At 71.4% G+C, this 21472-nt stretch carries 19 protein-coding genes and 2 pseudogenes; 17 read left to right on the forward strand and 4 right to left on the reverse strand.

All coding sequences use genetic code 11. The features are described from left to right. Window positions 1–73: 73 nt before the first annotated feature. From AC5Y7V_RS05120 to AC5Y7V_RS05135, 4 genes are all read left to right on the forward strand, one after another. A complete protein-coding gene (locus AC5Y7V_RS05120) occupies window positions 74–1669 on the forward strand; it encodes a phospholipase C (RefSeq protein WP_499878983.1) in 1596 nt (531 codons plus the stop codon). Window positions 1670–1760: 91 nt separating this feature from the next. Next, window positions 1761–2906: an LLM class flavin-dependent oxidoreductase gene (locus AC5Y7V_RS05125; protein WP_499878984.1), complete on the forward strand. Its 1146-nt coding sequence runs from the start codon at window positions 1761–1763 to the stop codon at window positions 2904–2906. A gap of 3 nt (window positions 2907–2909) precedes the next feature. Further along, window positions 2910–4250: an MFS transporter gene (locus AC5Y7V_RS05130; protein ID WP_499878985.1), complete on the forward strand. Its 1341-nt coding sequence runs from the start codon at window positions 2910–2912 to the stop codon at window positions 4248–4250. A 58-nt stretch (window positions 4251–4308) separates the two neighbouring features. Then, complete coding sequence (locus AC5Y7V_RS05135; RefSeq protein WP_499878986.1) at window positions 4309–5667, forward strand: amino acid permease; 1359 nt, start codon at window positions 4309–4311, stop codon at window positions 5665–5667. Here AC5Y7V_RS05135 and AC5Y7V_RS05140 read toward each other — a convergent pair. After that, on the reverse strand, window positions 5651–6046 hold the full coding sequence (locus tag AC5Y7V_RS05140; protein WP_499878987.1) for a nitroreductase family deazaflavin-dependent oxidoreductase: 396 nt from the start codon (window positions 6044–6046) through the stop codon (window positions 5651–5653). The genes AC5Y7V_RS05135 and AC5Y7V_RS05140 overlap by 17 nt on opposite strands. Before the next feature lie 70 nt (window positions 6047–6116). Here AC5Y7V_RS05140 and AC5Y7V_RS05145 point away from each other — a divergent pair, with 70 nt between their 5' ends. From AC5Y7V_RS05145 to AC5Y7V_RS05180, 8 genes are all read left to right on the forward strand, one after another. After that, window positions 6117–6458, forward strand: a complete 342-nt coding sequence (locus AC5Y7V_RS05145; RefSeq protein WP_499878988.1) for a hypothetical protein — start codon at window positions 6117–6119, stop codon at window positions 6456–6458. Between the two features lie 62 nt (window positions 6459–6520). Next, window positions 6521–7852 (forward strand): glutamate-1-semialdehyde 2,1-aminomutase, encoded by a 1332-nt coding sequence (hemL, locus tag AC5Y7V_RS05150; RefSeq protein ID WP_499878989.1) that lies wholly within the window; start codon window positions 6521–6523, stop codon window positions 7850–7852. Further along, the gene (locus AC5Y7V_RS05155) at window positions 7852–8460 is read left to right on the forward strand and encodes a histidine phosphatase family protein (RefSeq protein WP_499878990.1); all 609 of its coding nucleotides are present in this window, start codon (window positions 7852–7854) and stop codon (window positions 8458–8460) included. Before hemL ends, AC5Y7V_RS05155 begins: the two co-directional genes overlap by 1 nt. A 31-nt stretch (window positions 8461–8491) precedes the next feature. After that, window positions 8492–9127 carry a TlpA disulfide reductase family protein gene (locus AC5Y7V_RS05160; RefSeq protein WP_499878991.1) on the forward strand — a complete coding sequence of 212 codons (636 nt, stop codon included), beginning with the start codon at window positions 8492–8494 and terminating at the stop codon, window positions 9125–9127. Beyond that, entirely contained in the window at window positions 9124–9903 is a 780-nt protein-coding gene (locus AC5Y7V_RS05165; protein ID WP_499878992.1) for a cytochrome c biogenesis CcdA family protein, read from the forward strand. The genes AC5Y7V_RS05160 and AC5Y7V_RS05165 overlap by 4 nt, the downstream gene beginning before the upstream one ends. Before the next feature lie 122 nt (window positions 9904–10025). After that, window positions 10026–11579: a cytochrome c biogenesis protein ResB gene (locus tag AC5Y7V_RS05170; protein ID WP_499879614.1), complete on the forward strand. Its 1554-nt coding sequence runs from the start codon at window positions 10026–10028 to the stop codon at window positions 11577–11579. Then, on the forward strand, window positions 11576–12562 hold the full coding sequence (gene ccsB, locus AC5Y7V_RS05175; RefSeq protein ID WP_499878993.1) for a c-type cytochrome biogenesis protein CcsB: 987 nt from the start codon (window positions 11576–11578) through the stop codon (window positions 12560–12562). The genes AC5Y7V_RS05170 and ccsB overlap by 4 nt, the downstream gene beginning before the upstream one ends. 44 nt (window positions 12563–12606) lie before the next feature. Continuing rightward, complete coding sequence (locus AC5Y7V_RS05180; RefSeq protein WP_499878994.1) at window positions 12607–13887, forward strand: MinD/ParA family ATP-binding protein; 1281 nt, start codon at window positions 12607–12609, stop codon at window positions 13885–13887. Between the two features lie 6 nt (window positions 13888–13893). On the opposite strand, the gene AC5Y7V_RS05185 is transcribed toward AC5Y7V_RS05180, so the two are convergent. Beyond that, window positions 13894–14052 carry a hypothetical protein gene (locus tag AC5Y7V_RS05185; RefSeq protein ID WP_156764615.1) on the reverse strand — a complete coding sequence of 53 codons (159 nt, stop codon included), beginning with the start codon at window positions 14050–14052 and terminating at the stop codon, window positions 13894–13896. A 46-nt stretch (window positions 14053–14098) separates the two neighbouring features. Here AC5Y7V_RS05185 and AC5Y7V_RS05190 point away from each other — a divergent pair, with 46 nt between their 5' ends. Then, the gene (locus tag AC5Y7V_RS05190) at window positions 14099–14428 is read left to right on the forward strand and encodes a DUF4229 domain-containing protein (protein ID WP_499878995.1); all 330 of its coding nucleotides are present in this window, start codon (window positions 14099–14101) and stop codon (window positions 14426–14428) included. A gap of 6 nt (window positions 14429–14434) precedes the next feature. Here AC5Y7V_RS05190 and AC5Y7V_RS05195 read toward each other — a convergent pair whose 3' ends face one another. Next, window positions 14435–15307: a 1,4-dihydroxy-2-naphthoate polyprenyltransferase gene (locus AC5Y7V_RS05195; protein WP_499878996.1), complete on the reverse strand. Its 873-nt coding sequence runs from the start codon at window positions 15305–15307 to the stop codon at window positions 14435–14437. A 34-nt stretch (window positions 15308–15341) separates the two neighbouring features. Between AC5Y7V_RS05195 and AC5Y7V_RS05200 the strand changes: the two genes are divergently transcribed. Then, on the forward strand, window positions 15342–16118 hold the full coding sequence (locus tag AC5Y7V_RS05200; RefSeq protein WP_499878997.1) for an S-methyl-5'-thioadenosine phosphorylase: 777 nt from the start codon (window positions 15342–15344) through the stop codon (window positions 16116–16118). Beyond that, window positions 16115–17146: an NAD-dependent epimerase/dehydratase family protein gene (locus AC5Y7V_RS05205; protein WP_499878998.1), complete on the forward strand. Its 1032-nt coding sequence runs from the start codon at window positions 16115–16117 to the stop codon at window positions 17144–17146. Before AC5Y7V_RS05200 ends, AC5Y7V_RS05205 begins: the two co-directional genes overlap by 4 nt. 8 nt (window positions 17147–17154) lie before the next feature. Here the strand turns inward: AC5Y7V_RS05205 and AC5Y7V_RS05210 are convergent, their stop codons facing one another. Further along, window positions 17155–18801, reverse strand: a complete 1647-nt coding sequence (locus AC5Y7V_RS05210; protein ID WP_499878999.1) for a DUF7937 domain-containing protein — start codon at window positions 18799–18801, stop codon at window positions 17155–17157. 293 nt (window positions 18802–19094) lie between these two features. On the opposite strand from AC5Y7V_RS05210, the pseudogene AC5Y7V_RS05215 reads away from it, so the two are divergent. Together AC5Y7V_RS05215 and AC5Y7V_RS05220 are read left to right on the forward strand one after the other, a co-directional pair. Beyond that, window positions 19095–19706: pseudogene (locus AC5Y7V_RS05215) on the forward strand (DUF7159 family protein); the annotation flags it as partial. Between the two features lie 45 nt (window positions 19707–19751). Beyond that, a pseudogene (locus AC5Y7V_RS05220) lies at window positions 19752–21467 on the forward strand (DUF7159 family protein); the annotation flags it as partial. Between the last annotated feature and the right edge of the window lie 5 nt (window positions 21468–21472).

Below are 21472 nucleotides of genomic sequence, written 5' to 3' on the forward strand. Positions count from 1 at the left end.
CGGCCGAGCCACGCCGTATTGGAAGCATTGCGTGATCTGGCGTGATCAATTGGTCACGAAGAGGAGATCTTTGATGGACCGTACGGCGCGTTTCGCCGCGGCGCTGGCGGCACTCGTCCTCGTCGCCGCGTGCGGGCATCGGCCGGCGAGCCCGGCCGCGGAGCCGGCGACCACCACGCCGATCCGCCACCTGGTGGTGATCTTCGAGGAGAACGTCTCCTTCGACCACTACTTCGGGACATACCCGCGGGCCGCGGGCGTGGACGGCCAACCGTTCACCGCCCGGCCGGGCACCCCCGCGGTGGACGGCCTGACCCCAGAGTTGTTGACGCACAATCCCAATTCGGTGCAGCCGATGCGCCTCGGCGGGCCGGGCCAGATCGTGACCTGCGATCAGGACCACGAATACCAGGCCGAGCAATTGGCTTTCAACGGCGGCGCGATGGATCGGTTCGTCGAGCACACCGAGGGCGAGGCCTGTCCGGCGCCGTCGTTCAGCACCCCGGGTCTGGTGATGGGCTATTACGACGGCAACACGGTGACCGCGCTGTGGAATTACGCGCAGCACTACGCGATGAGCGACAACTTCTACAACACCACGTTCGGCCCGTCGTCCCCCGGTCACATCAACCTGATCTCGGGCCAAACGCACGGAGTGGCAAACAAATTCATGCCCGGCGGCAAACCGTTCCCGCCGCACATGGTGATCGACGAAACCGGCAACGGGCGGGGCACCCTGATCGACGATTCGCAACCCCTCGGGGACGACTGCTCCTCTCGCGACCAGGTGCAGTTCGCCGCCGACAACAAGAACGTCGGCGACCTGCTCAACGCGAAGGGCATCACGTGGGGCTGGTTCCAGGGCGGCTTTCGGCCCACCACCCGCAGGCCCGACGGCAGCGCGGAGTGCGGCGCCACGCACAACGTCGGCGAAACCCTCGGCGGGACCGGCAAAGCCGGGGCGTTGCCGTTCGGAACCAAACCCGACTACGTCCCGCACCACGCGGCCTTTCAGTACTATCCGTCCACCGCCAACCCGCATCACCTGCCACCGAGCGCGGCCGACCAGATCGGGCGCGGCGACCAGGCCAACCACCAATACGACCTGTCCGACTTCTGGGCCGGCGCCGACGGCGGCCACCTGCCGGCGGTGAGCTTCCTCAAGCCGCCCGCCTACCAAAACGGGCACGCCGGTTACTCCGACCCGCTCGACGAACAGCGGTTCCTCGCCGAGACGATCAACCACCTGCAGCGGCTCCCGCAGTGGCGGGACATGGCGATCGTCGTCGCCTACGACGACTCCGACGGCTGGTACGATCACAAACCCTCGCCGACCGTGAACGCCTCCGCCACCCCCGAGGACGCGCTGAACGGTCCGGGCCGGTGCGGCGATCCGGCCGCCGCCCCCGCCGCCTACCAAGGCCGCTGCGGATACGGCCCGCGGCTGCCGCTTCTGGTGATATCTCCTTATGCCCGAACGAATTTCGTCGACCACACCCTGACCGACCAGACGTCGATCCTGCGGTTCATCGAGGACAACTGGAGCACCGGCCGCATCGGCGACCACTCGTACGACGAGCGCGCCGGCGCGCTGACCGCGATGTTCGATTTCACCCGCCCCGCCCAACCGGCGCTGGCGCTGGACCCCCACACCGGCAACCCGCAATAGCGTCAAACCCGGATCCAATCTCGCAGGTTTCAACCCTCGCGCCACCCGCCGGCGTCCCGCACGATCGGAGGTTGGACGAGAGGGAGGGCGAATGAGCCTGGCGTTTCACTGGTTCCTGCCGACGTACGGGGATTCGCGGAATCTGGTCGCGGGCGGGCACGGCACCGCGATGCACGGCGACCGGCCCGCGACCCTGCGCTACCTGCACCAGATCTGCGCGGCCGCCGAGGACAACGGTTTCGAGGCGGTGCTCACACCGACCGGATTGTGGTGCGAGGACGCGTGGTTGACGACGGCGATGCTGATCGAGGGCACCGAGACCCTGAAGTTCCTGGTCGCGTTCCGGCCCGGGCTGCTCAGCCCCACCCTGGCCGCGCAGATGGCCGGGACGTTCCAGCGGCACTCGGCCGGTCGGCTGCTGCTCAACGTCGTCACCGGCGGCGAGCCGCACGAGCAGCGTGCCTACGGCGATTACCTGGACAAGGAATCGCGCTATGGTCGGACCGCCGAGTTTTTGCATGTGGTGCGCCAACTTTGGACCTCGCGGGAACCGGTCACCTTCGCCGGGGACCACATCCGCATCGACGGCGCGCAGCTGAACAACCCGCCCGACCCGATCCCCGCGGTGTTCTTCGGCGGGTCGTCGCCCGCCGCCGGGCCGGTCGCGGCCAAGTACTCCGACGTCTACCTCACCTGGGGCGAACCGCGGAAGGCGGTCGCCGAAAAGCTCGACTGGGTGCGCGGGCAGGCCGCCGATAACGGCCGGATCCTGCAGTACGGCTTGCGGATTCACGTGATCAGCCGCGACACGTCCGAGCAGGCGTGGGCCGAGGCCGACCGGCTGCTCGCCGCGGTCGACCCGGCCGACGTCGAGCGGGTGCAGGCCAGCCTGGCGCGCAGCGAGTCCGAGGGCCAGCGCCGCATGCTGGACCTGCACGGCGGCGACAGCGGCCGGCTCCTGGTCGGCCCCAACCTGTGGGCCGGGGTGGGTCTGGTGCGCGGCGGCGCGGGCACCGCGCTGGTCGGATCGCACGCCGAGGTCGCCGAACGGCTGGCCGAGTACGCACGCCTGGGCATCAGCCACTTCATCCTGTCGGGCTACCCGCACCTGGAGGAAGCGTATTGGTTCGGTGAGGGCGTCCTGCCGCTGCTCGAACGAAAAGGCTTGTGGCAGCACCCCAACCGCCAAGCGCAGCCGGCACCGGCGACGCCGTTCGCGATCGCGTCCGCGCAGTAGCCCATGGCAACCACGCTGCCCGCCGCGGCCGTCGCCGCGCCGCACAACAACGAGGAATCCGAGGCCGAACGCCGTCGACGGCTGCGCATCGTGGTCGCCGCCAGCCTGCTGGGCACCACGGTGGAGTGGTATGACTTCTTCCTGTACGCCACCGCGGCGGGCCTGGTGTTCAGCAAGGTGTTCTTCCCCAACGAAACCTCATTGGTGGGAACGCTTCTGGCGTTCGCCACGTTCGCCGTCGGGTTCGTCATGCGGCCGATCGGTGGCCTGGTGTTCGGGCACATCGGGGACCGGATCGGTCGCAAGCGCAGCCTGGCGCTGACGATGCTGATCATGGGCGTCGCCACCGCGCTGATCGGGGTGCTGCCGACCGCCGCCCAGATCGGGGTCTGGGCGCCGGTGCTGCTGCTGACGCTGCGCATCCTGCAGGGATTCGCGCTCGGCGGGGAGTGGGCCGGAGCGGTGCTGCTCGCCGTCGAGCACAGCCCCGCGAACCGCCGCGGGCGCTTCGGTGCCATTCCGCAGGTCGGCCTGGCGCTCGGATTGGCCTTGGGCACCGGCATTTTCGCGGCCCTGCAGATCGCGCTGGGCCCGGCGCGATTCCTGGCGTACGGCTGGCGGATCGGGTTCCTGCTGAGCCTGGTGCTGGTGGCGATCGGCATCGTGGTCAGGCTGCGGGTCGAGGAGACGCCGGCGTTTCGCGAGCTGGCCGACCTCGAGGCCACGTCCACCGTGCCCATCCGCGAGGTCGTCCGCGAACCCCGGTCCCGGCGCAACACCGCGTTGGGACTGCTGTCGCGGTGGGCCGAGGGGTCGGCCTTCAACACCTGGGGCGTCTTCGCGATCAGCTATGCCTCCGGCGCGTTGGGGTTCAACAAGGTGTCGGTTCTGGTGGTGGTGACCGTCGCCGCGCTGCTGATGGCCGCGCTGCTGCCGGTGTCCGGGATCCTGACCGACCGGTTCGGGCCGCGACGGGTGTATCTGGTCGGCGTGGCGTGCTACGGCCTGCTGGCGTTCCCCGCCTTCGCGTTGTTCGGCACCAAGAACCTGCTGCTGTTCGGCCTCGCGATGGTCGTCGTGTTCGGTGTGGTGCACGCGCTGTTCTACGGCGCGCAGGGCACGCTGTACTCGGCGCTGTACCCCACCGCCACCCGCTACACGGGTTTGTCGTTCGTCTACCAGTTCTCGGGCATCTACGCCTCCGGCGTCACCCCGATGATCCTGACCGCGCTGATCGCCGCCGGCGGCGGCAAGCCGTGGTTGGGATGTGGGTATCTGGCGGCGACCGCGGTCATCAGCGTGATCGCCACGGCCCGGATCCGCGACCGGGATTTGTACCTGTGAGCTGACCCGCCGCACGCCATCGTCTCGCGTGCCGTCCCGCGATGTGATGTGGTTAACCGTGGCCAGCGGCACGCACCTGCGGCAAGGGCTGTCGCAGCGGCAGCTCAGCATGATCGCGCTCGGTGGGGTGATCGGCGCGGGCTTGTTCGTCGGCTCGGGCGTGGTGATCAGGGACACCGGGCCCGCCGCGTTCCTGACGTACGCGCTGTGCGGTCTGCTGATCGTGCTGGTGATGCGGATGCTGGGCGAGATGGCGGCCGCCAACCCGTCGACGGGATCGTTCGCCGATTACGCGGCGCAGGCCCTGGGCGGTTGGGCGGGATTCTCGGTGGCCTGGCTGTATTGGTACTTCTGGGTGATCGTGGTCGGGTTCGAGGCCGTCGCCGGCGGCAAGGTCCTGGGCTACTGGTTCCACGCGCCGCTGTGGCTGCTCTCGCTGTGCCTGATGGTGCTGATGGCGGCGACCAACCTGTTCTCGGTGTCGTCGTTCGGCGAGTTCGAATTCTGGTTCGCCGGAATCAAAGTCGCCACGATCGTGATCTTCCTCGCCGTCGGCTCCGTCTTCGCGCTGGGATTGTGGCCCGGCCATCGCACCGATTTCTCCAACCTCACGGCGCACGGCGGGTTCTTCCCGAAGGGCGTCGCCGCGGTCTTCGCGGCCATCGTGGTGGTGATCTTCTCGATGGTCGGCGCCGAGATCGTCACCGTCGCCGCCGCCGAAAGCCGCGACCCCGAGCTGGCGGTGCAGCGGGCGACGCGATCGGTGGTGGCGCGCATCGCGATCTTCTTCGTCGGCTCGGTCTTCCTGCTCGTGGTGATCCTGCCGTGGAATTCGCTGGAGCCGGGCGCCTCGCCGTACGTCGCCGCGCTCAAACACATGGGCCTGCGCGGCGCGGATCAGGCGATGAACGCCGTGGTGCTCACCGCGGTGCTGTCCTGCCTGAACTCGGGCCTCTACACCGCGTCGCGGATGCTGTTCGTGCTCGCCGACCGGCGCGAGGCCCCGGCCCGGCTGGTCAGGCTCAGCCGGCGCGGCGTGCCCCACGTCGCGATCCTGTGCTCGTCGGCGATCGGCTTCGGCTGCGTCGTCATGGCGTGGCTCGCGCCGGGAACCGTGTTTCTGTTCCTGCTCAACTCGTCGGGCGCCGTCATCCTGTTCGTCTACTGGTTGATCGCACTGTCGCAAATCGTCCTGCGCCGCCGCACGCCCGACGAAAAGCTGCGGATCAAGATGTGGTTCTTCCCGGTGCTGTCGATCCTCACCCTCGCCGGGATCACCGCCGTGCTGGTGCAAATGGCGTTCGACCGCTCGGCGCGCAGCCAGCTCTGGCTGTCCCTGCTGTCGTGGGCGGTGGTGATCGGTCTCTACCTCGTCGCCCGCGGCCGCGCCCGCGGCAGGGTCAGTCGGTCTTCGTGAGCAACAGGGCCTGCTCGAACGGCAGCCTGGCGAAGATCGGCCGCCACCCGCGCGCGACGTGGGGCGCGGCGTCGGCCTTGCTGACCACCCGCGGGTTGGTAACGCCGAAAGTCTTGCCGTAGCGCCGGATCCGAGCCCCGTTAGCCGCGGTGATGTTTTTCAGCCAGTCACGGTCGGGGCCATAGGTGAGCAGGATCGCCACGCCGGGCTTGCCGTCGACCTCGGCGGTGAACACGGTAACCGGCGTGCGGTAGGGCTTTCCGGAGCGCCGGCCGACATGTTCGACGATGCAGAACGTTGGGGCCCAGCCGGCCCACAGCCGTTGGACGGGATTGGTGACGTGCCGATTGAACCGTGCGAGCCCCTGTGGAAGTTCCATGCCGTCCATCCAACTCGTCCACCCCCGCCGACTTCAAGGCAAGCGCCGTCCGCGGGCGCAGTGTCACTTCATGGCCGGTACCCCGGGCGACGAAGCGGGCCGACGCGCCCAGGAGCTGCTGCGGCGGGGATCGGATCTCGCCGCCCACAAGTCCGTGACCGAGGACGACGTGAAGCGCGCCGCCGAGCGCGCGGACCGCGCCGACGAGCGGGACCAGGCCGCGCGTCAACGCGCGATCCATCGGCACTACGCGGCCGGCGCCGCCCACGAACGCGCCGCCGAGGTCGAGGAGCTCGCCGTCGAGGAGGGCCTCGGCGACGTCGCTGCCCACCGCCGCGCGGCCCACAGGGAGCGCGAGGCCGCGCGCCGCGAGCTGCAGGCCGCCCAGCAGGCCGACCAGCAAGACGCCTGATAGCCCGCCCTCTGCTACACCCTGTAGTTGAACGATCGGCCGAGACTGGGACACTGGTCGGCATGGGTAGCAGTGACCAGGCGACCGCGCACGCCGCGACCACGGCGGCGTCGGCCCGGCTGTTCGAGGACGCCTGCGCCGTCATCCCGGGCGGGGTGAACTCCCCGGTGCGCGCGTTCACCGCGGTAGGCGGCATCCCGCGGTTCATCACCGAGGCGCGCGGGTGCCTGCTGACCGACGCCGACGGCAACCGCTACGTCGACCTGGTGTGTTCCTGGGGACCGATGATCCTGGGCCACGCCCACCCGGCCGTTGTCGAGGCCGTCGCCACGGCCGCCGCCTCGGGCCTGTCGTTCGGGGCGCCGACGCCGGCGGAGAGCCAGCTGGCCGCCGAGATCATCGGGCGGGTGGCGCCGGTCGAGCGGATCCGGCTGGTGAACTCCGGCACCGAGGCCACGATGAGCGCCGTCCGGCTGGCCCGCGGGTTCACCGGCAGGGCCAAGATAGTCAAGTTCTCCGGCTGCTACCACGGCCACGCCGACGCGTTGCTCGCCGACGCGGGCTCGGGCGTCGCGACGCTGGGCCTGCCGTCGTCGCCCGGAGTGACGGGCGCGGCCGCTGCCGACACAATCGTGTTGCCCTACAACGACATCGACGCTGTCACGGAGACGTTCGCCCGGTTCGGCGACCAGATCGCCGCGGTGATCACCGAGGCCAGCCCGGGCAACATGGGCGTCGTCCCCCCGGCGCCGGGCTACAACGCGGCGCTGCGCGCGATCACCGCCGAGCACGGCGCGCTGCTGATCGTCGACGAGGTGATGACGGGGTTCCGGGTCAGCCGAAGCGGTTGGTACGGAATCGATTCCGTCGCCGCCGACCTGTTCACCTTCGGCAAGGTGATGAGCGGCGGGCTGCCGGCCGCCGCGTTCGGCGGGCGCGCCGAGGTGATGGAGCGGCTGGCGCCGCTGGGGCCGGTGTATCAGGCCGGCACGCTGTCGGGGAACCCGGTGGCGATGGCGGCGGGGCTGGCCACGCTGCGCGCCGCCGACGACGCGGCCTACGCCACGCTGGACGCCAACGCCGACCGCCTGGCCGGGTTGCTGTCCGAGGCCCTGACGAAAGCCGGTGTGCCGCATCAGGTTCCGCGTGCCGGCAACATGCTCGGGGTGTTCTTCTCCGAAACGCCGGTGACCGACTTCGCCGCCGCGCGGGCGAGCGAGACCTGGCGCTACCCGCCGTTCTTCCACGCCCTGCTGGACGCGGGCGTCTACCCGCCGTGCAGCGCCTTCGAGGCGTGGTTCGTCTCGACGGCCCTGGACGATGACGCATTCGACCGGATCGCCGCCGGGCTCGCCCTCGCGGCGCGCGCTGCCGCCGAGGAGGACAGGCCCTGATGGCTGAGCAGACCAAGGTTCACGTGGTGCGCCACGGCGAGGTGCACAACCCCACCGGCGTCCTCTACGGCCGGCTGCCCGGATTTCGCCTGTCCGAAAACGGGCGGGCGCAGGCGGACGCGGTCGCCGAGGCGCTGGCCGACCGCGACGTCGCCGCCGTCATCGCCTCCCCGCTGCAGCGGGCGCAGGAGACCGCCGCGCCGATCGCCGCCAAGCACGGCCTAGCCGTTGACACCGACCCCGACCTGATCGAATCGCTCAACTTCTTCGAGGGCCGCCGCGTCGGCCCGGGCGACGGCGCCTGGCGCGACCCCCGGTTCTGGTGGCAGCTGCGCAATCCGTTCACCCCGTCGTGGGGGGAGCCCTACGCCGAGATCGCGGCCCGGATGACGACCGCGGTGGACAAGGCGCGCGCCCGCGGCACCGGGCAGGAGGTGGTGTGCGTCAGCCACCAGCTGCCGGTGTGGACGCTGCGGCTGCACCTCAGCGGCCGGCGGCTCTGGCACGACCCGCGGCGACGCGAATGCGGGCTCGCCTCGGTCACCACGCTGGTCTACGACGGCGATCGCCTGGTTGACATCGAGTACTTCCAGCCCGCGGCGCCATGACCGCGCGCCGGCGACGATGCAGAGCGAAGCGATGAGGTGGGGGCACCTCCCGCTTGCGGGGGAGAGCGGCGCCGTCAGCGTCCGGCGGCTCGCGATAGCCGGGGCAGCGGTGACCATCTTGTTGGCCGGCTGCACCGGTCGCGACGCCGTGGCCCAGGGCGGCACCTTCGAGTTCGTCTCGCCCGGCGGGAAGACCGACATCTACTACGACCCGCCGTCCAGCCGTGGCCGCCCCGGCCCGCTGTCCGGGCCGGACCTTGCCGACCCCGCGCACACGCTGTCGCTGGACGACCCGGTCTTCGCCGGCCGCGTCGTCGTCGTCAACATCTGGGGGCAGTGGTGCGGCCCCTGCCGGGCCGAGGTCGCCCAGCTGCAGCAGGTGTATGACGCCACCCGGGGCGCCGGGGTGTCCTTTCTGGGGATCGACGTCCGGGACAGCAACCGGCAGGCGGCCCTGGACTTCGTCGACGATCACCACGTCAGCTACCCGTCCATCTACGACCCGGCGATGCGCACCCTGATCGCGTTCGGCGGCCGGTACCCCACCACCGTGATCCCCTCCACGCTGGTGCTGGACCGCCAGCACCGGGTCGCGGCCGTCTTCCTGCGCGAACTGCTCGCCGCGGACCTGCGGCCCGTGGTGCAAAGACTGGTATCAGAAAAATGACCGGTTTCACCCAGATCGCCGCCGCGGGGCCGCTGCTGCTGGCGCTCGGCGTGTGCCTGCTGGCCGGGCTGGTGTCGTTCGCCTCGCCGTGCGTGGTGCCGCTGGTCCCGGGCTACCTGTCCTACCTGGCCGCGGTCGTCGGGGTGGACGAGCAGCCGCCGCCCGGCGCGCTCAAGGCGCCGCCGGGGGCCCGCTGGCGGGTGGCGGGATCCGCCGCGTTGTTCGTCGCCGGGTTCACCATCGTGTTCGTCCTCGGGACCGTCGCCGTGCTGGGCATGACCACCGCCCTGATCACCAACCAGCTGCTGCTGCAGCGCGTCGGCGGCGTGCTGACCATCGTGATGGGCCTGGTGTTCGTGGGCCTCATCCCGGCGCTGCAGCGCCAGGCCCGGTTCAGCCCGCGGCAGCTGACCACGGTCGCGGGGGCGCCGCTGCTCGGCGCGGTGTTCGCGCTCGGCTGGACGCCGTGCCTCGGCCCCACGCTGACCGGCGTGATCACCGTTGCGTCGGCCACCGACGGCGCCAACGTCGCGCGCGGGGTCGCGCTGGTGATCGCCTACTGCCTGGGGCTGGGCATCCCGTTCGTGCTGCTGGCGTTCGGCTCGGCGGGGGCCGTCGGGGCGCTGGGCTGGCTGCGCCGGCACACCCGGGCCATCCAGATCTTCGGGGGCGCGCTGTTGATCGCCGTCGGCGCCCTGCTGGTCACCGGCGTGTGGAACGACTTCGTCTCCTGGCTGCGCGACGCGTTCGTCTCCGACGTGAGGCTGCCGATTTGAGCGCGCCCCTGGATGCGCGAGCAGACGCAGAATCGCACGAAAAGACCCGTCCCAGTGCGATTCTGCGTCTGCTCGCCACCCTTCGCGCTTGGGCCCGCAACACCTGGCGCGCGCTGACCTCGATGGGCACCGCGCTGGTGCTGCTGTTCCTGCTCGCGCTGGGCGCGATACCCGGCGCGCTGCTGCCGCAGCGCAGCCTCAACGCCGGCAAGGTCGACGAGTACCTGGCCGCCCACCGGGTGATCGGGCCCTGGCTGAACCGGGTGCAGGCCTTCGACGTGTTCTCCAGCTTCTGGTTCACCGCCATCTACGTGCTGCTGTTCGTCTCCCTGGTCGGCTGCCTGACCCCACGGATGATCGAGCACGCGCGCAGCCTGCGCGCCACGCCGGTGGCGGCCCCGCGCAACCTGGCCCGGCTGCCCAAGCACGCCGCCGCCGAGGTCGACGGCGACCCCGCGGAGCTCAACGCCCTGGCGAACACGATCGCCGGCCGGCTGCGCGGCTGGCGCACCGCGATCCGGCACGAGGGCGAGGTCGTCGAGGTATCCGCCGAGAAGGGCTACCTGCGCGAGTTCGGCAACATCGTCTTTCACTTCTCGCTGCTGGGCCTGCTGGTCGCGGTGGCCGTCGGCAAGCTGTTCGGCTACGAGGGCAACGTCATCGTCATCGCCGACGGCGGCCCCGGCTTCTGCTCGGCGTCGCCGGCGGCGTTCGACTCCTTCCGCGCCGGCAACACCGTCGACGGCACGTCGCTGCACCCGATCTGCATCCGGGTCAACGACTTTGCCGCCCACTATCTGCCGTCGGGGCAGGCCACCTCGTTCGCCGCGGACATCGACTACCAGAACGGCGGCGACCTGGCAGCCAACAGCTGGCGGCACTACCTGCTGGAGGTCAACCACCCGCTGCGCGTCGGCGGCGACCGGGTCTACCTGCAGGGCCACGGCTACGCGCCCACCTTCACCGTGACCTTCCCGGACGGGCAGACGCGCACGTCGACCGTGCAATGGCGGCCGGACAACCCACAGACCCTGCTGAGCTCGGGGGTGGCGCGCATCGACCCGCCCGCCGGCAGTTATCCCAACGCGGCCGAGCGCCGCCAGCACGAGATCGCGATCCAGGGCCTGCTGGCGCCGACGGAGCAGCTCGAGGGCACCCTGCTGTCGTCGCGCTTCCCGGCGCTGAACGCCCCGGCCGTGGCCGTCGACATCTACCGCGGCGACACCGGCCTGGACACCGGGCGGCCGCAGTCGTTGTTCGCGCTGGATCCCCGGCTGATCGAGCAGGGCCGGCTGACCAAGGAGAAGCGGGTCAACCTGCGCGCCGGCCAGGAGGTCCGGCTCGAGGCGGGCCCGGCCGCCGGGACCGTCGTCCGCTTCGACGGGGCCGTGCCGTTCGTCAACCTGCAGGTCTCCCACGACCCCGGGCAGAGCTGGGTGCTGGTCTTCGCGGTGACGATGATGGGCGGGCTGGTGGTGTCGCTGCTGGTGCGCCGCCGCAGGGTGTGGGTCAGGCTCAGCCCGGGTGCCGGTACGGTGAACGTCGAATTGGGCGGGCTGGCGCGCACCGACAACTCCGGGTGGGGCGACGAGTTCGAGCGGTTGACCGAGCGGTTGCTAGACGGACTGGGCGAGCCCGACGCGTCCAGAAGGAGTTCTCAGGTGGACGTCAAATGAACACCCTGCACGTCAACGTCACGCTGGCCCGCTACTCGGACTGGGCGTTCACCTCGGCGATCGTGGCGCTGGTCGTCGCGCTGCTGCTGCTGGCCGTCGAGCTGGCCTACGTCGGCGCCCGCCGCGCCGAGCACCGCGCGGCGGTGATGGCCGGCTCGGTCGCCGCCGACAGCTCCGTCCCCGGGATCGTGGCGGACGCCGACGCGCGGCCGTTCGACGAGCGCGTCGGGCGGGCCGGGCTGGCCGTGGTCTACCTCGGCATCGGGCTGCTGGCGGCCTGCATCGTGTTGCGCGGCCTGGCCACCGTGCGGGTGCCGTGGGGCAACATGTACGAGTTCATCAACCTGACGTGCTTCTGCGGCCTGGTCGCCGGCGCGGTCGTGTTGCGGCGCCCGCAGTATCGCCCGCTGTGGGTCTTCCTGCTGCTGCCGGTGCTGATCCTGCTCACGGTTTCCGGACGCTGGCTCTACACCAATGCCGCGCCGGTGATGCCCGCGCTGCAGTCCTACTGGTTGCCCATCCACGTGTCGGTGGTCAGCCTGGGCTCCGGCGTGTTCATGGTCGCGGGCATCGCCAGCATCCTGTTCCTGTTGCGCACGTCGCGGCTCGGCGATCCCCAAAATGAACACGCCGACGGGGCGTTGGCCCGGATGGTTCGGCGGCTCCCCGACGCGCAGACCCTGGACCGCGTCGCCTACCGCACCACGATCTTCGCGTTCCCGGTCTTCGGTTTCGGGGTCATCTTCGGCGCCATCTGGGCGGAAGAGGCCTGGGGCCGGTACTGGGGCTGGGACCCCAAGGAGACGGTTTCGTTCGTCGCCTGGGTGGTATACGCGGCCTATCTGCACGCGCGGTCGACGGCCGGATGGCGGGACAGGAAGGCGGCCTGGATCAACGTCGCGGGCTTCGTCGCCATGATCTTCAATTTGTTCTTCGTTAACCTGGTGACCGTGGGCCTGCATTCGTATGCGGGCGTGGGATGACAGTTAGCAACCGACCCGAGTAACACACAACAGGGGGAGTGCACGTGTCCGACCATCCAACCACCGGCGTGGGTGCGCCCGAGCCGCCGACCACGCAGCCGCCCCCCGAGCCCCCGGCCGCCAAACCCGGCGACGAGGCGCCCACCCGCGCCTTCGCCGGATTCCGCACCGAGCGCCGGGTCCCCGGACCCGAGCGGCGGCAGGCGGCCGCCCCGACCGCGCCCGGCCCCGCGCCCGCCGGGATGCCGCCCTGGGACCCCACACCGGTGACCGGGATCCCGCGGGTCGACCCGACCGCGTTCGGGGCCTACTACAACGGGCCATCCGAGGCGCCCCCGGCCGAGGCGCAGGCGCCCCCGTACCGGCCCGAGCACCTGCCGCACACGCCCTATCCCGAGCTGTCCACCGGCATGCTGCTGCGGCCGATCAAGCCGCCGCCGTCAGAAGGTTGGCGCCGGCTGATCTACGACCTGTCCGGTCACCTGATCAACCTGGGCGAGAGCCCCCGGGCGCAGCGCCACAACAACCTGGTGGCGCAGGTCAACCGGCCGCTGCGGGGTTGCTACCGGATCGCGGTGCTGTCGCTGAAGGGCGGCGTCGGCAAGACCACGATCACCGCGACGCTGGGGTCGACGTTCGCGACCGTCCGCGGCGACCGCGTGGTGGCCGTGGACGCCAACCCCGATCGCGGCACCCTGAGCCAGAAGATTCCGCTGGAGACCGCGGCGACGGTGCGCCAGCTGCTGCACGACGCCGGAACCATCGAGCGCTACAGCGACGTCCGCCGGTACACCTCAAAGGGCCCCAGCGGCCTGGAGGTGCTGGCGTCGGAAACCGACCCGGCAATCTCCGACGCGTTCGGCGCCGAGGACTACAGCCGCGTCCTGGAGATCCTGGAGCGGTTCTACGGCCTGGTGCTCACCGACTGCGGGCCCGGGCTGCTGCACTCGGTCATGTCGTCGGTGCTTCAGAAGGCCGACGTGCTGCTGGTCGTCGCGTCGGGATCGATCGACGGCGCGCGCAGCGCCTCGGCGACCCTGGACTGGCTGGACGCCCACGGGCACGAGGAGCTGGTCCGCAACTCGATCGCCGTCGTCAACGCGGTGCGCCCGCGCACCGGCAAGGTCGACATGAACAAGGTGGTCGACCACTTCTCGCGCCGCTGCCGCGCGGTGCGGCTGATCCCGTTCGACCCGCACCTCGAAGAGGGCGCCGAGATCGACCTGGACCGGCTGCGGCGCCCGACCCGCGAGGCGCTCACCGAGCTGGCGGCCGTCGTCGCCGACGGGTTCCCCGGCGACCAGCGCAACCCGGGTCTGGTTTAGGAGGGACTAGCGGGGGTTATCCCCGTGGCCTAAGCGCCGCAAGAAGTCGGGATCGTCGTCCGGTCCTATCACGCGTGTCTTCGGCCGGTGGGCCTGAGACCGCGCCGCGCGCCAGCCGACGTAGATCAGCGTTCCCAGAATCAGAACGAGTAGCAGGTAGAGCACTCAACACCTCCTCCGAGCGAATATACGCGGGCCGTAGGCTCGTGGTGTGTCAGAAGGGTCGAGCGACAGCAGCACCGAACAGCGCCCGCGAAATCGGGTCGTCGTCGACGTTTTGCTGTACGCGGCGGCGCGGCTGGTGCTGGTGGCAGCGCTGAGCGGCGCCATCTACGGGCTCGCGCGATTGCTGGGCATCGCCCAGTTCCCGGTCGTGGTGGCGGTGCTGTTCGCCCTGATCATCGCGATGCCGTTGGGCATCTGGCTGTTCGCCCCGCTGCGCCGGCGCGCCACCGCGTCGCTGGCGATAGCCGGGGAACGCCGGCGCCGCGAACGCGAACAGCTGCAGGCCCGGCTGCGCGGCGAGCAGCCCGACGAGTAGCCCCGGTCAGTGCGCGAGGGCCAACGCGGTCGCCACCGCGATCGCCCAGACCACCATCGCCAGCCCGGTGTCGCGCAGCACGGGGATCAGTTCGCGGCCGCCGCGGCCGGAGCGCACCGGGGCGAGCGCGCGCAGCGCCAGCGGCGTGGCCAGCAACCCCACGGCGCACCAGGGCGTCGCGGCCACGAGCACCAGGGTCGCGATGCCGGCGGTCGCCAGCAGCGCCTGATAGAGGATCCGGGTGCGCGCATCGCCCAGCCGCACCGCCAGGGTGATCTTGCCGGACTGCGCGTCGGTGGGGATGTCGCGCAGGTTGTTGGCCACCAGCACCGACGACGACAGCGCCCCGATCGACACCGCCAGCACCGCCCCGACCCAGTCCACCCTCAACGCCTGGGTGTACTCGGTGCCCAGCACGGCGACCAGGCCGAAGAACACGAACACCGCGACCTCGCCAAAACCCGCGTAGCCGTACGGCTTTGATCCTCCCGTGTACAGCCACGCGCCGGCGATGCAGGCCGCGCCGACCGCGATCAGCCACGGCGCGCTCAGCAGCGCCAGCGTCAGCCCGGCGACCGCGCCCACCGACAGGCTCGTCACCGCCGCGGTCAGCACCGCGCGCGGGGCGGCCAGCCGCGAGCCCACCAGCCGGATGGGGCCGGCGCGCTCGTCGTCGGTGCCGCGGATGCCGTCGGAGTAGTCGTTGGCGTAGTTGACGCCGACGATCAGCGCCAGCGCGACGACCAGCGCCAGCAGCGCCTTCCACCACACCGCGGATCCCAGCCACGCCGCGGCGCCGGTGCCCGCCACGACCGGCGCCACCGCGTTGGGCAGCGTGCGGGGCCGGGCACCCGACACCCACTGCGCGAGACTGGCCACCAAGCCATCCTGCCTCATGCACCACAATGGGCGGATGCTCGGAGTCATCGGCGGCAGCGGCTTTTACACGTTCTTCGAGTCCGACACCCGCAACGTCGACGTCGACACCCCGTACGGCCCGCCCAGCGCCCCGGTCACGGTGGGCGCCGTCGGTGACCACGAGGTCGCCTTCCTGCCCCGGCACGGCGCCACCCACCAGTTCTCGGCGCACACCGTGCCGTATCGGGCCAACATGTGGGCGCTGCGCAAGCTCGGCGTGCGACGGGTTTTCGGCCCGTGCGCGGTCGGCAGCCTGAACCCCGACAACGGCCCGGGCGCGGTGGTGGTGCCCGACCAGCTGGTGGATCGCACCACCGGCCGCCCCGACACCTACTTCGACTCCGGCGCCGTTCACGTCGACTTCGCCGATCCGTACTGCCCGACGCTGCGCGCCGCGGTCACCGGCCTGCCCGACGTCGTCGACGGCGGCACGATGGTGGTGATCCAGGGCCCGCGGTTTTCCACCCGCGCCGAGAGCCGCTGGTTCGCCTCGGCCGGGTTCGAGCTGGTCAACATGACCGGCTACCCGGAGGCAGTGCTGGCGCGCGAACTCGAAATATGTTATGCCGCAATCGCGTTGGTGACCGATCTGGACGCCGGCGTAACGGAAGGCGAGGGCGTGAAGGCCGTCGACGTGTTCGCCGAATTCGAGAAGAACATAGGCGCGTTCAAGGAGCTGGTCCGCGCGGCGATCGGCCGGGTCGCCGCCGAGCGCGACTGCACGCATTGCCGGCCGCACACCGGCGTGAGCCTGCCGGTGGAGCTGCCGTGAGGGTGTTGCTGACCGGGGCGGCCGGTTTCATCGGGTCGCGGGTGGGCGCGGCGCTGCGGGCGGCGGGCCACGAGGTGATCGGCGTCGACGCGATGCTGCCCGCGGCGCACGGCCCGAATGCCGTGCTGCCGCAGGGATGCCGACGCGTCGACGTCCGCGACGGCGACGCGCTGGCCCCGCTGCTGGACGGCGTGGACCTGGTGTGTCATCAGGCCGCGATGGTGGGCGCCGGCGTCGACGCGGCCGACGCGCCCGCGTATGGCGGTCACAACGACTTCGCCACCACGGTGCTGCTGGCGCGGATGTTCGCCGCCGGCGTGCGGCGCCTGGTGCTGGCCTCGTCGATGGTGGTCTACGGGCAGGGCCACTACGCCTGCCCCGAGCACGGCCTCGTCGACCCGCCGCCGCGCCGGCGCGCCGATCTGGACGCCGGGATCTTCGAACCCCGTTGTCCGGCATGCGGACTCGACGTGACGTGGCGGCTGGTCGACGAGGATGCCGCGCTGCGGCCGCGCAGCCTGTACGCGGCCAGCAAGACCGCGCAGGAGCATTACGCGCTGGCGTGGTCGGAGGCGACGGGCGGCTCGGTGGTGGCGCTGCGCTACCACAATGTCTACGGCCCGGGGATGCCGCGCGACACCCCGTACTCCGGGGTGGCCGCGATCTTCCGGTCGTCCCTGGAAAAGGGCGAGCCGCCAAGGGTTTTCGAGGACGGCGGCCAGATGCGGGATTTCGTCCACGTCGACGACGTCGCCGCCGCCAACGTGGCCGCCGCGATCTCCGACCTTCAGGGCTTCACCGCCGTCAACGTCTGCTCCGGGCGGCCCATCTCGATCCTGGACGTCGCCACCGCCCTGTGCGAGGCGCGGGACGGTTCGGTCGCCCCGGTGGTGACGGGGCAGTACCGCAGCGGCGACGTGCGCCACATCGTCGCCGACCCGGCCCGGGCCGCCGAGGTGCTCGGGTTTCGCGCGGCCGTCGACCCGCGCGCGGGCCTGCGCGAATTCGCCTTCGCGCCTTTGCGTTAACCCTGCGGCTAACCCTGCGGCGGTCGGAAGATCCGCGGCTTCTGGAGCGGGATCTGCCGGGTGGCCGAGTCGTCGCCCCGGAAGATCCGCGGCGAACCGGCGAGCTGCGGCGCCGCGCCGCCGACCGGGATGCGCGTCGTCGCTGCGGCCGACGGCGGGGCCGGCTGGCCCACCGGTATCCGCGTCGTCGGCGCGCCGGGGCCGGGGTGGGTGCCGGCCGGGCCGCCGCGGGTGTGGGCGGGACGGCGGCGCCGGCGTCGCGTGCGTCGCGCGGCGAGCTGGCCCGTGACGATCGCCGCCGCGAGGATGCACAGGGCGAGCACGCACAGCGCCACGTCGAAGGTGCTGGTGATCTGTTGGGCGAGGTTGTTTCCGTACACCGGGTTCGGCGCGGGGGCGTTGGGCGCCTGCTCGAACCGCGGCGCCAGCGCGACGCCCACGACGACGCGGGAAATGCCCAGTGTCGCAACGAGTCCACACAGCGACGAGATCAGCCTGGGGGAGACGGCGTCGTTGCCCAGGTTGATGCGCAGCCAGATCGCAAGCACCGCGGTCGCCAGGTCGAAGGCGGCCAGCACCATGCTGTCGTAGCGGGAGAACGGGTAGTTCAGGGTCACCGCGACGGTCAGGTCGGTGATGCGCATGAGCATCGACCCCAGGCACCAAATGATGATGAGCAGCAACCCGTTTCGGGCCGCCGCGCGCCAGGCGTTCTCCTCCGTCGCCGACGCGTCACGGCGGGCCAGCAACGCGGCGGGCGCGAAAACGGCCGCGGCCGCCGCCCACGCCAGGTAGCCCTCGAAGCCCACCCCCGCCGTCGACGTGTTCTGCGCGATGCCGTGGAACGCGTCGATGTCGCGGCCGGACGGCAGGATCCACACCAGGATCCCGGCGACCAGCGTCGAGACCCCGAGCGCCACGGTCGCCAGCCGGGAGGCCCTGGTGCTGCGCAGCAGCCACCGCGACCCGACGACGACGGCGACCAGCGCCACCGCGCCGTACACCACCGCCGTCGCGATGACCGCGATGTTCTGCTTGCCGAAGCCGGCCGAGCCGCCCGCGTCGTGCAGCGCGTACTTCAGCCGCCAGAACAGGTTGAAGCAAAAGCTCAGCGCCGCCCCCACCATCGACGCGTAGCCGATGATCCGCACCGCCCTGGAGTGCTGGTCGGCGTCGCTGCTCACCGGTCGCGCGCTCAGCAGAGCGCCGGCGATTCCCAGCCACGCGCCCGGCCCGACGCCGCCCGGCACGTTCACGCTGCCACCGAACCGGACGGTTTCGAACACGTCGAACGCGACGAACCCGACGACCAGCAGCGCGTAGGGGGCGTTGAGCGCCAGCCGAAGTCGCCCCGCCAGCGCGGGATTGAACCGCGGGCTCGCCGACCTCCAGGCACCCGCGAGCGCGATCGACGCGAGGGACAGCAGCGTCACCACGAACAGCACCGCCAGCAGCGGCTTGTTGCTGCCCTCGATGCCCAGGCCGAAATACAGGTTCGACGGCAGCAGCAGAGCCACGACGAGCATCGCGGCCGCGGTCAGATCGACCGCGAGGTTCGAACGCCGGCCGGGCCGCGCATCCGGCGTCGTCGGCGGCGGTTGCCGCACCCGCCCGCCGATCGGGCCGGTAGGGGCGTCGTCGCTGCTCTGACTCACGGTTCCCCCCGGGTGTCGAGGACGGCTTCTGGCGGCGCAACTTTGGTTGCGAGGCGGGGGAACCCCCTGCCGCACCGACCGCGTTGCTTACTTGGAAACATAATCTCCGTTCGGGCGACGCGGCAGTGGTGAGCACGTGTGCGTTTCCGCGATGACCGCGACGCGGTTACGCTGCGCTCACAGGCGAACACCGAAAACCTCGTCGCCCAAATGACTGTTACCGCCGACGGTATCGCAGTGTAATGATGCCGGGACATGCTGGCTGTGGGGTAGCCGGCCGAAGGAGAGTCGGGATGGACGTCGTGCTGGGGGTCGCGGTCACAGGTCCCCGTGCCCGCTTGGCCCTTGTCGGATCGGGCGCCGGGGGCGCCGACCTGATCGACGAGTCCGTCGTTGACCTTGCCGATCGGCCGATCGAGAAACTGACCGAGACCGTGGTCGGGACGAATCGGTTGCTTGCCGAGGAGAACCACCGGCTGCTCGCGACGCGGCTGTGCTGGTCGGATCGGCAGTGGGCCGAGCGGCTGCGGCGGTCACTGGAGGACTCCGGCGTCCAGAACGTCGCCGTGCTGTCCGAATCGGAGGCGCTGTCCGGGGTAGGCGCGCAGCTGCCGCCCGACGAAGACCCCACCGTCGCGCTGGCCCGCGGCGCGGCCATGTCGGCCGGGCTCGGCGGGGACGCGACGGCGATGGCGCCGGCGGTCGGGTCGGCGGGGGACGCCACGGCGATGGCGCCGGCGGTCGGGTCGGCCGGCGACGCCACCGCGATGGCCCCGGCGCTGCAGGGGATGCCCCCGGCCGGCCAGGTTGGCTCCGACCTGGCGTACTCGATGGCCGGCGAATCCGACCTGCTCCCAATGGAATGGCTGACCGAGCCCGAGGACGACGACGCCCAGACCGGCCCGGTGGGCCTCACCTCGCGACGGCTGGGCGCGATGGACGCGGTGCTCGGCATCGCGGTCGCCGGTTCCGTCGCCCGCTTGGCGCTCGTCGGGCCCGTCGGGGGCGGCTATGCGGCGATCAAGCACCTGGTGGTCGAGCTGCCCGTCGAGCCGTTCGAAACGTTGATCCAGACGACGGCCGGCGCGCAGCAGGCGCTGGCCGCCGAGGGCCGCCATCTGGTCGCCACCCGGCTGTATTCGCCGGATCCCGCGCAGGCCGAAGCGTTTCGCCAGGCGTTGGCCGGCGCCGGGGTTCCCGACGTCGGGGTGGTTTCGCAGGCCGACGCCGTGACGGCGCTGCTGCGGACGGTCTTCCGCGGTGTCGCGATGCCCGGCGCCGTCGCGCTCGTGGTCACCGCCGAGGCGGCGACGCTGATCGCGCTGGGCGCCGGGGTGGCCGACGTGTTGGCCACCGCCGCCCTGCAGGGCGTGGACGCCGTCGCCGCGGCGGCGGACCTCCTGCTGGACTGGCTGCGGTCCGCGCCGTTCGCGGTGAGCGCCGCGTACGTGCTGGGCACGCTGGAAGAGCTGACCAGCCTCGCCGAACGGATTCGCGCCCGATCGCCATTGCGGGTGGAGGTGCTCGAACGGCCCGACTTCGCGTTCGCGCGCGGCGCGGCGCTGGCGGCCGGGTTGGCGCCCACCACGCCCCAGCCCCCGGTCACCGCGGGTGCGGCGACGTCGATGGCCCCCGCGCTGGGGGTCCTCGGGGACGCGACGGCGATGGCCCCCGCGACCGCGGTCGCCGGGCAAGCGACGGGCGTCGCCCCCACCTCCGAGCTGGCCGGCTCGGGCGCGGAGGAACCGCAGCTGGCGTACTCGCAGGCCGAGGACGCCGCCCCGTTCGCCGACGCGGTCGACGAGGACGGCTACTTCCCCGACGACCCGGAAGACCCGGCGCTGACCAGTCGGATGCCGCTGAGCAGGCGGTCGTTGGTGCTCGGCAACGCCGTCATCGCCTTCGCCATCGTCGGATTCGCGACGCTGGCCGCCGCGGTGGCCATCGCCGTTCGGCCGACCGCGAGCGCGCAGCCGGTAATCGGGCACCAGAACGCCGCCCCGGGCAAGTTCATGCCGCTGCTGCCGACGCAGCAGCAGGCGCCGGTGCCACCGCCGCCGCCCGATGTGCCCAACGCGGGGTTCCAGGGCGGCGTCATCCCGGACGCCAACGGCTACATTCCGCCGCAACTGGCGTCGCCCGGTTCCGCCCCGGTCGCCCCGGCGCCCGTTCCCGGTTTGATGCCCAACCCGGATGGACCGATCCCGTACCCGGTCATCGTTCCGTACCCGGGCTGGCGCCCCCCGTATTACCCGTACCCGAACGGCCCGACGACCACGACGCCGACGACGACCACCACCACGGTGACGACGACCACGACGACCACCTCGCTGGGGCCGTCGACAACCACGACAACGCCGACGACGACCACGACCGAGCCGACGACGACCACGACCGTCCCGACGACGACAACCACCCAGCCGACGACCACACAGCCGCCGTCGACCACCACCCAGCCGACGACGACGCAGGCGCCGAAGGTGACGACCACCGTCGCGCCACCGCCGTCGACCGCAGCGCAGACGACCGTCGCGCCGAAGCCGGTGCAGCCGCAGCCCACGCAGACGGTGGCCCCGAAACCCGTGACGCCGCAGCAGCCTGTGACCCCGCAACAGCCGGTGACCCCGAAGCCGCAAGTGCCGCCGCCGGCCACCACCCATCACTGAGCGCG

Source organism: Mycobacterium sp. NGS34, from assembly GCF_059812845.1.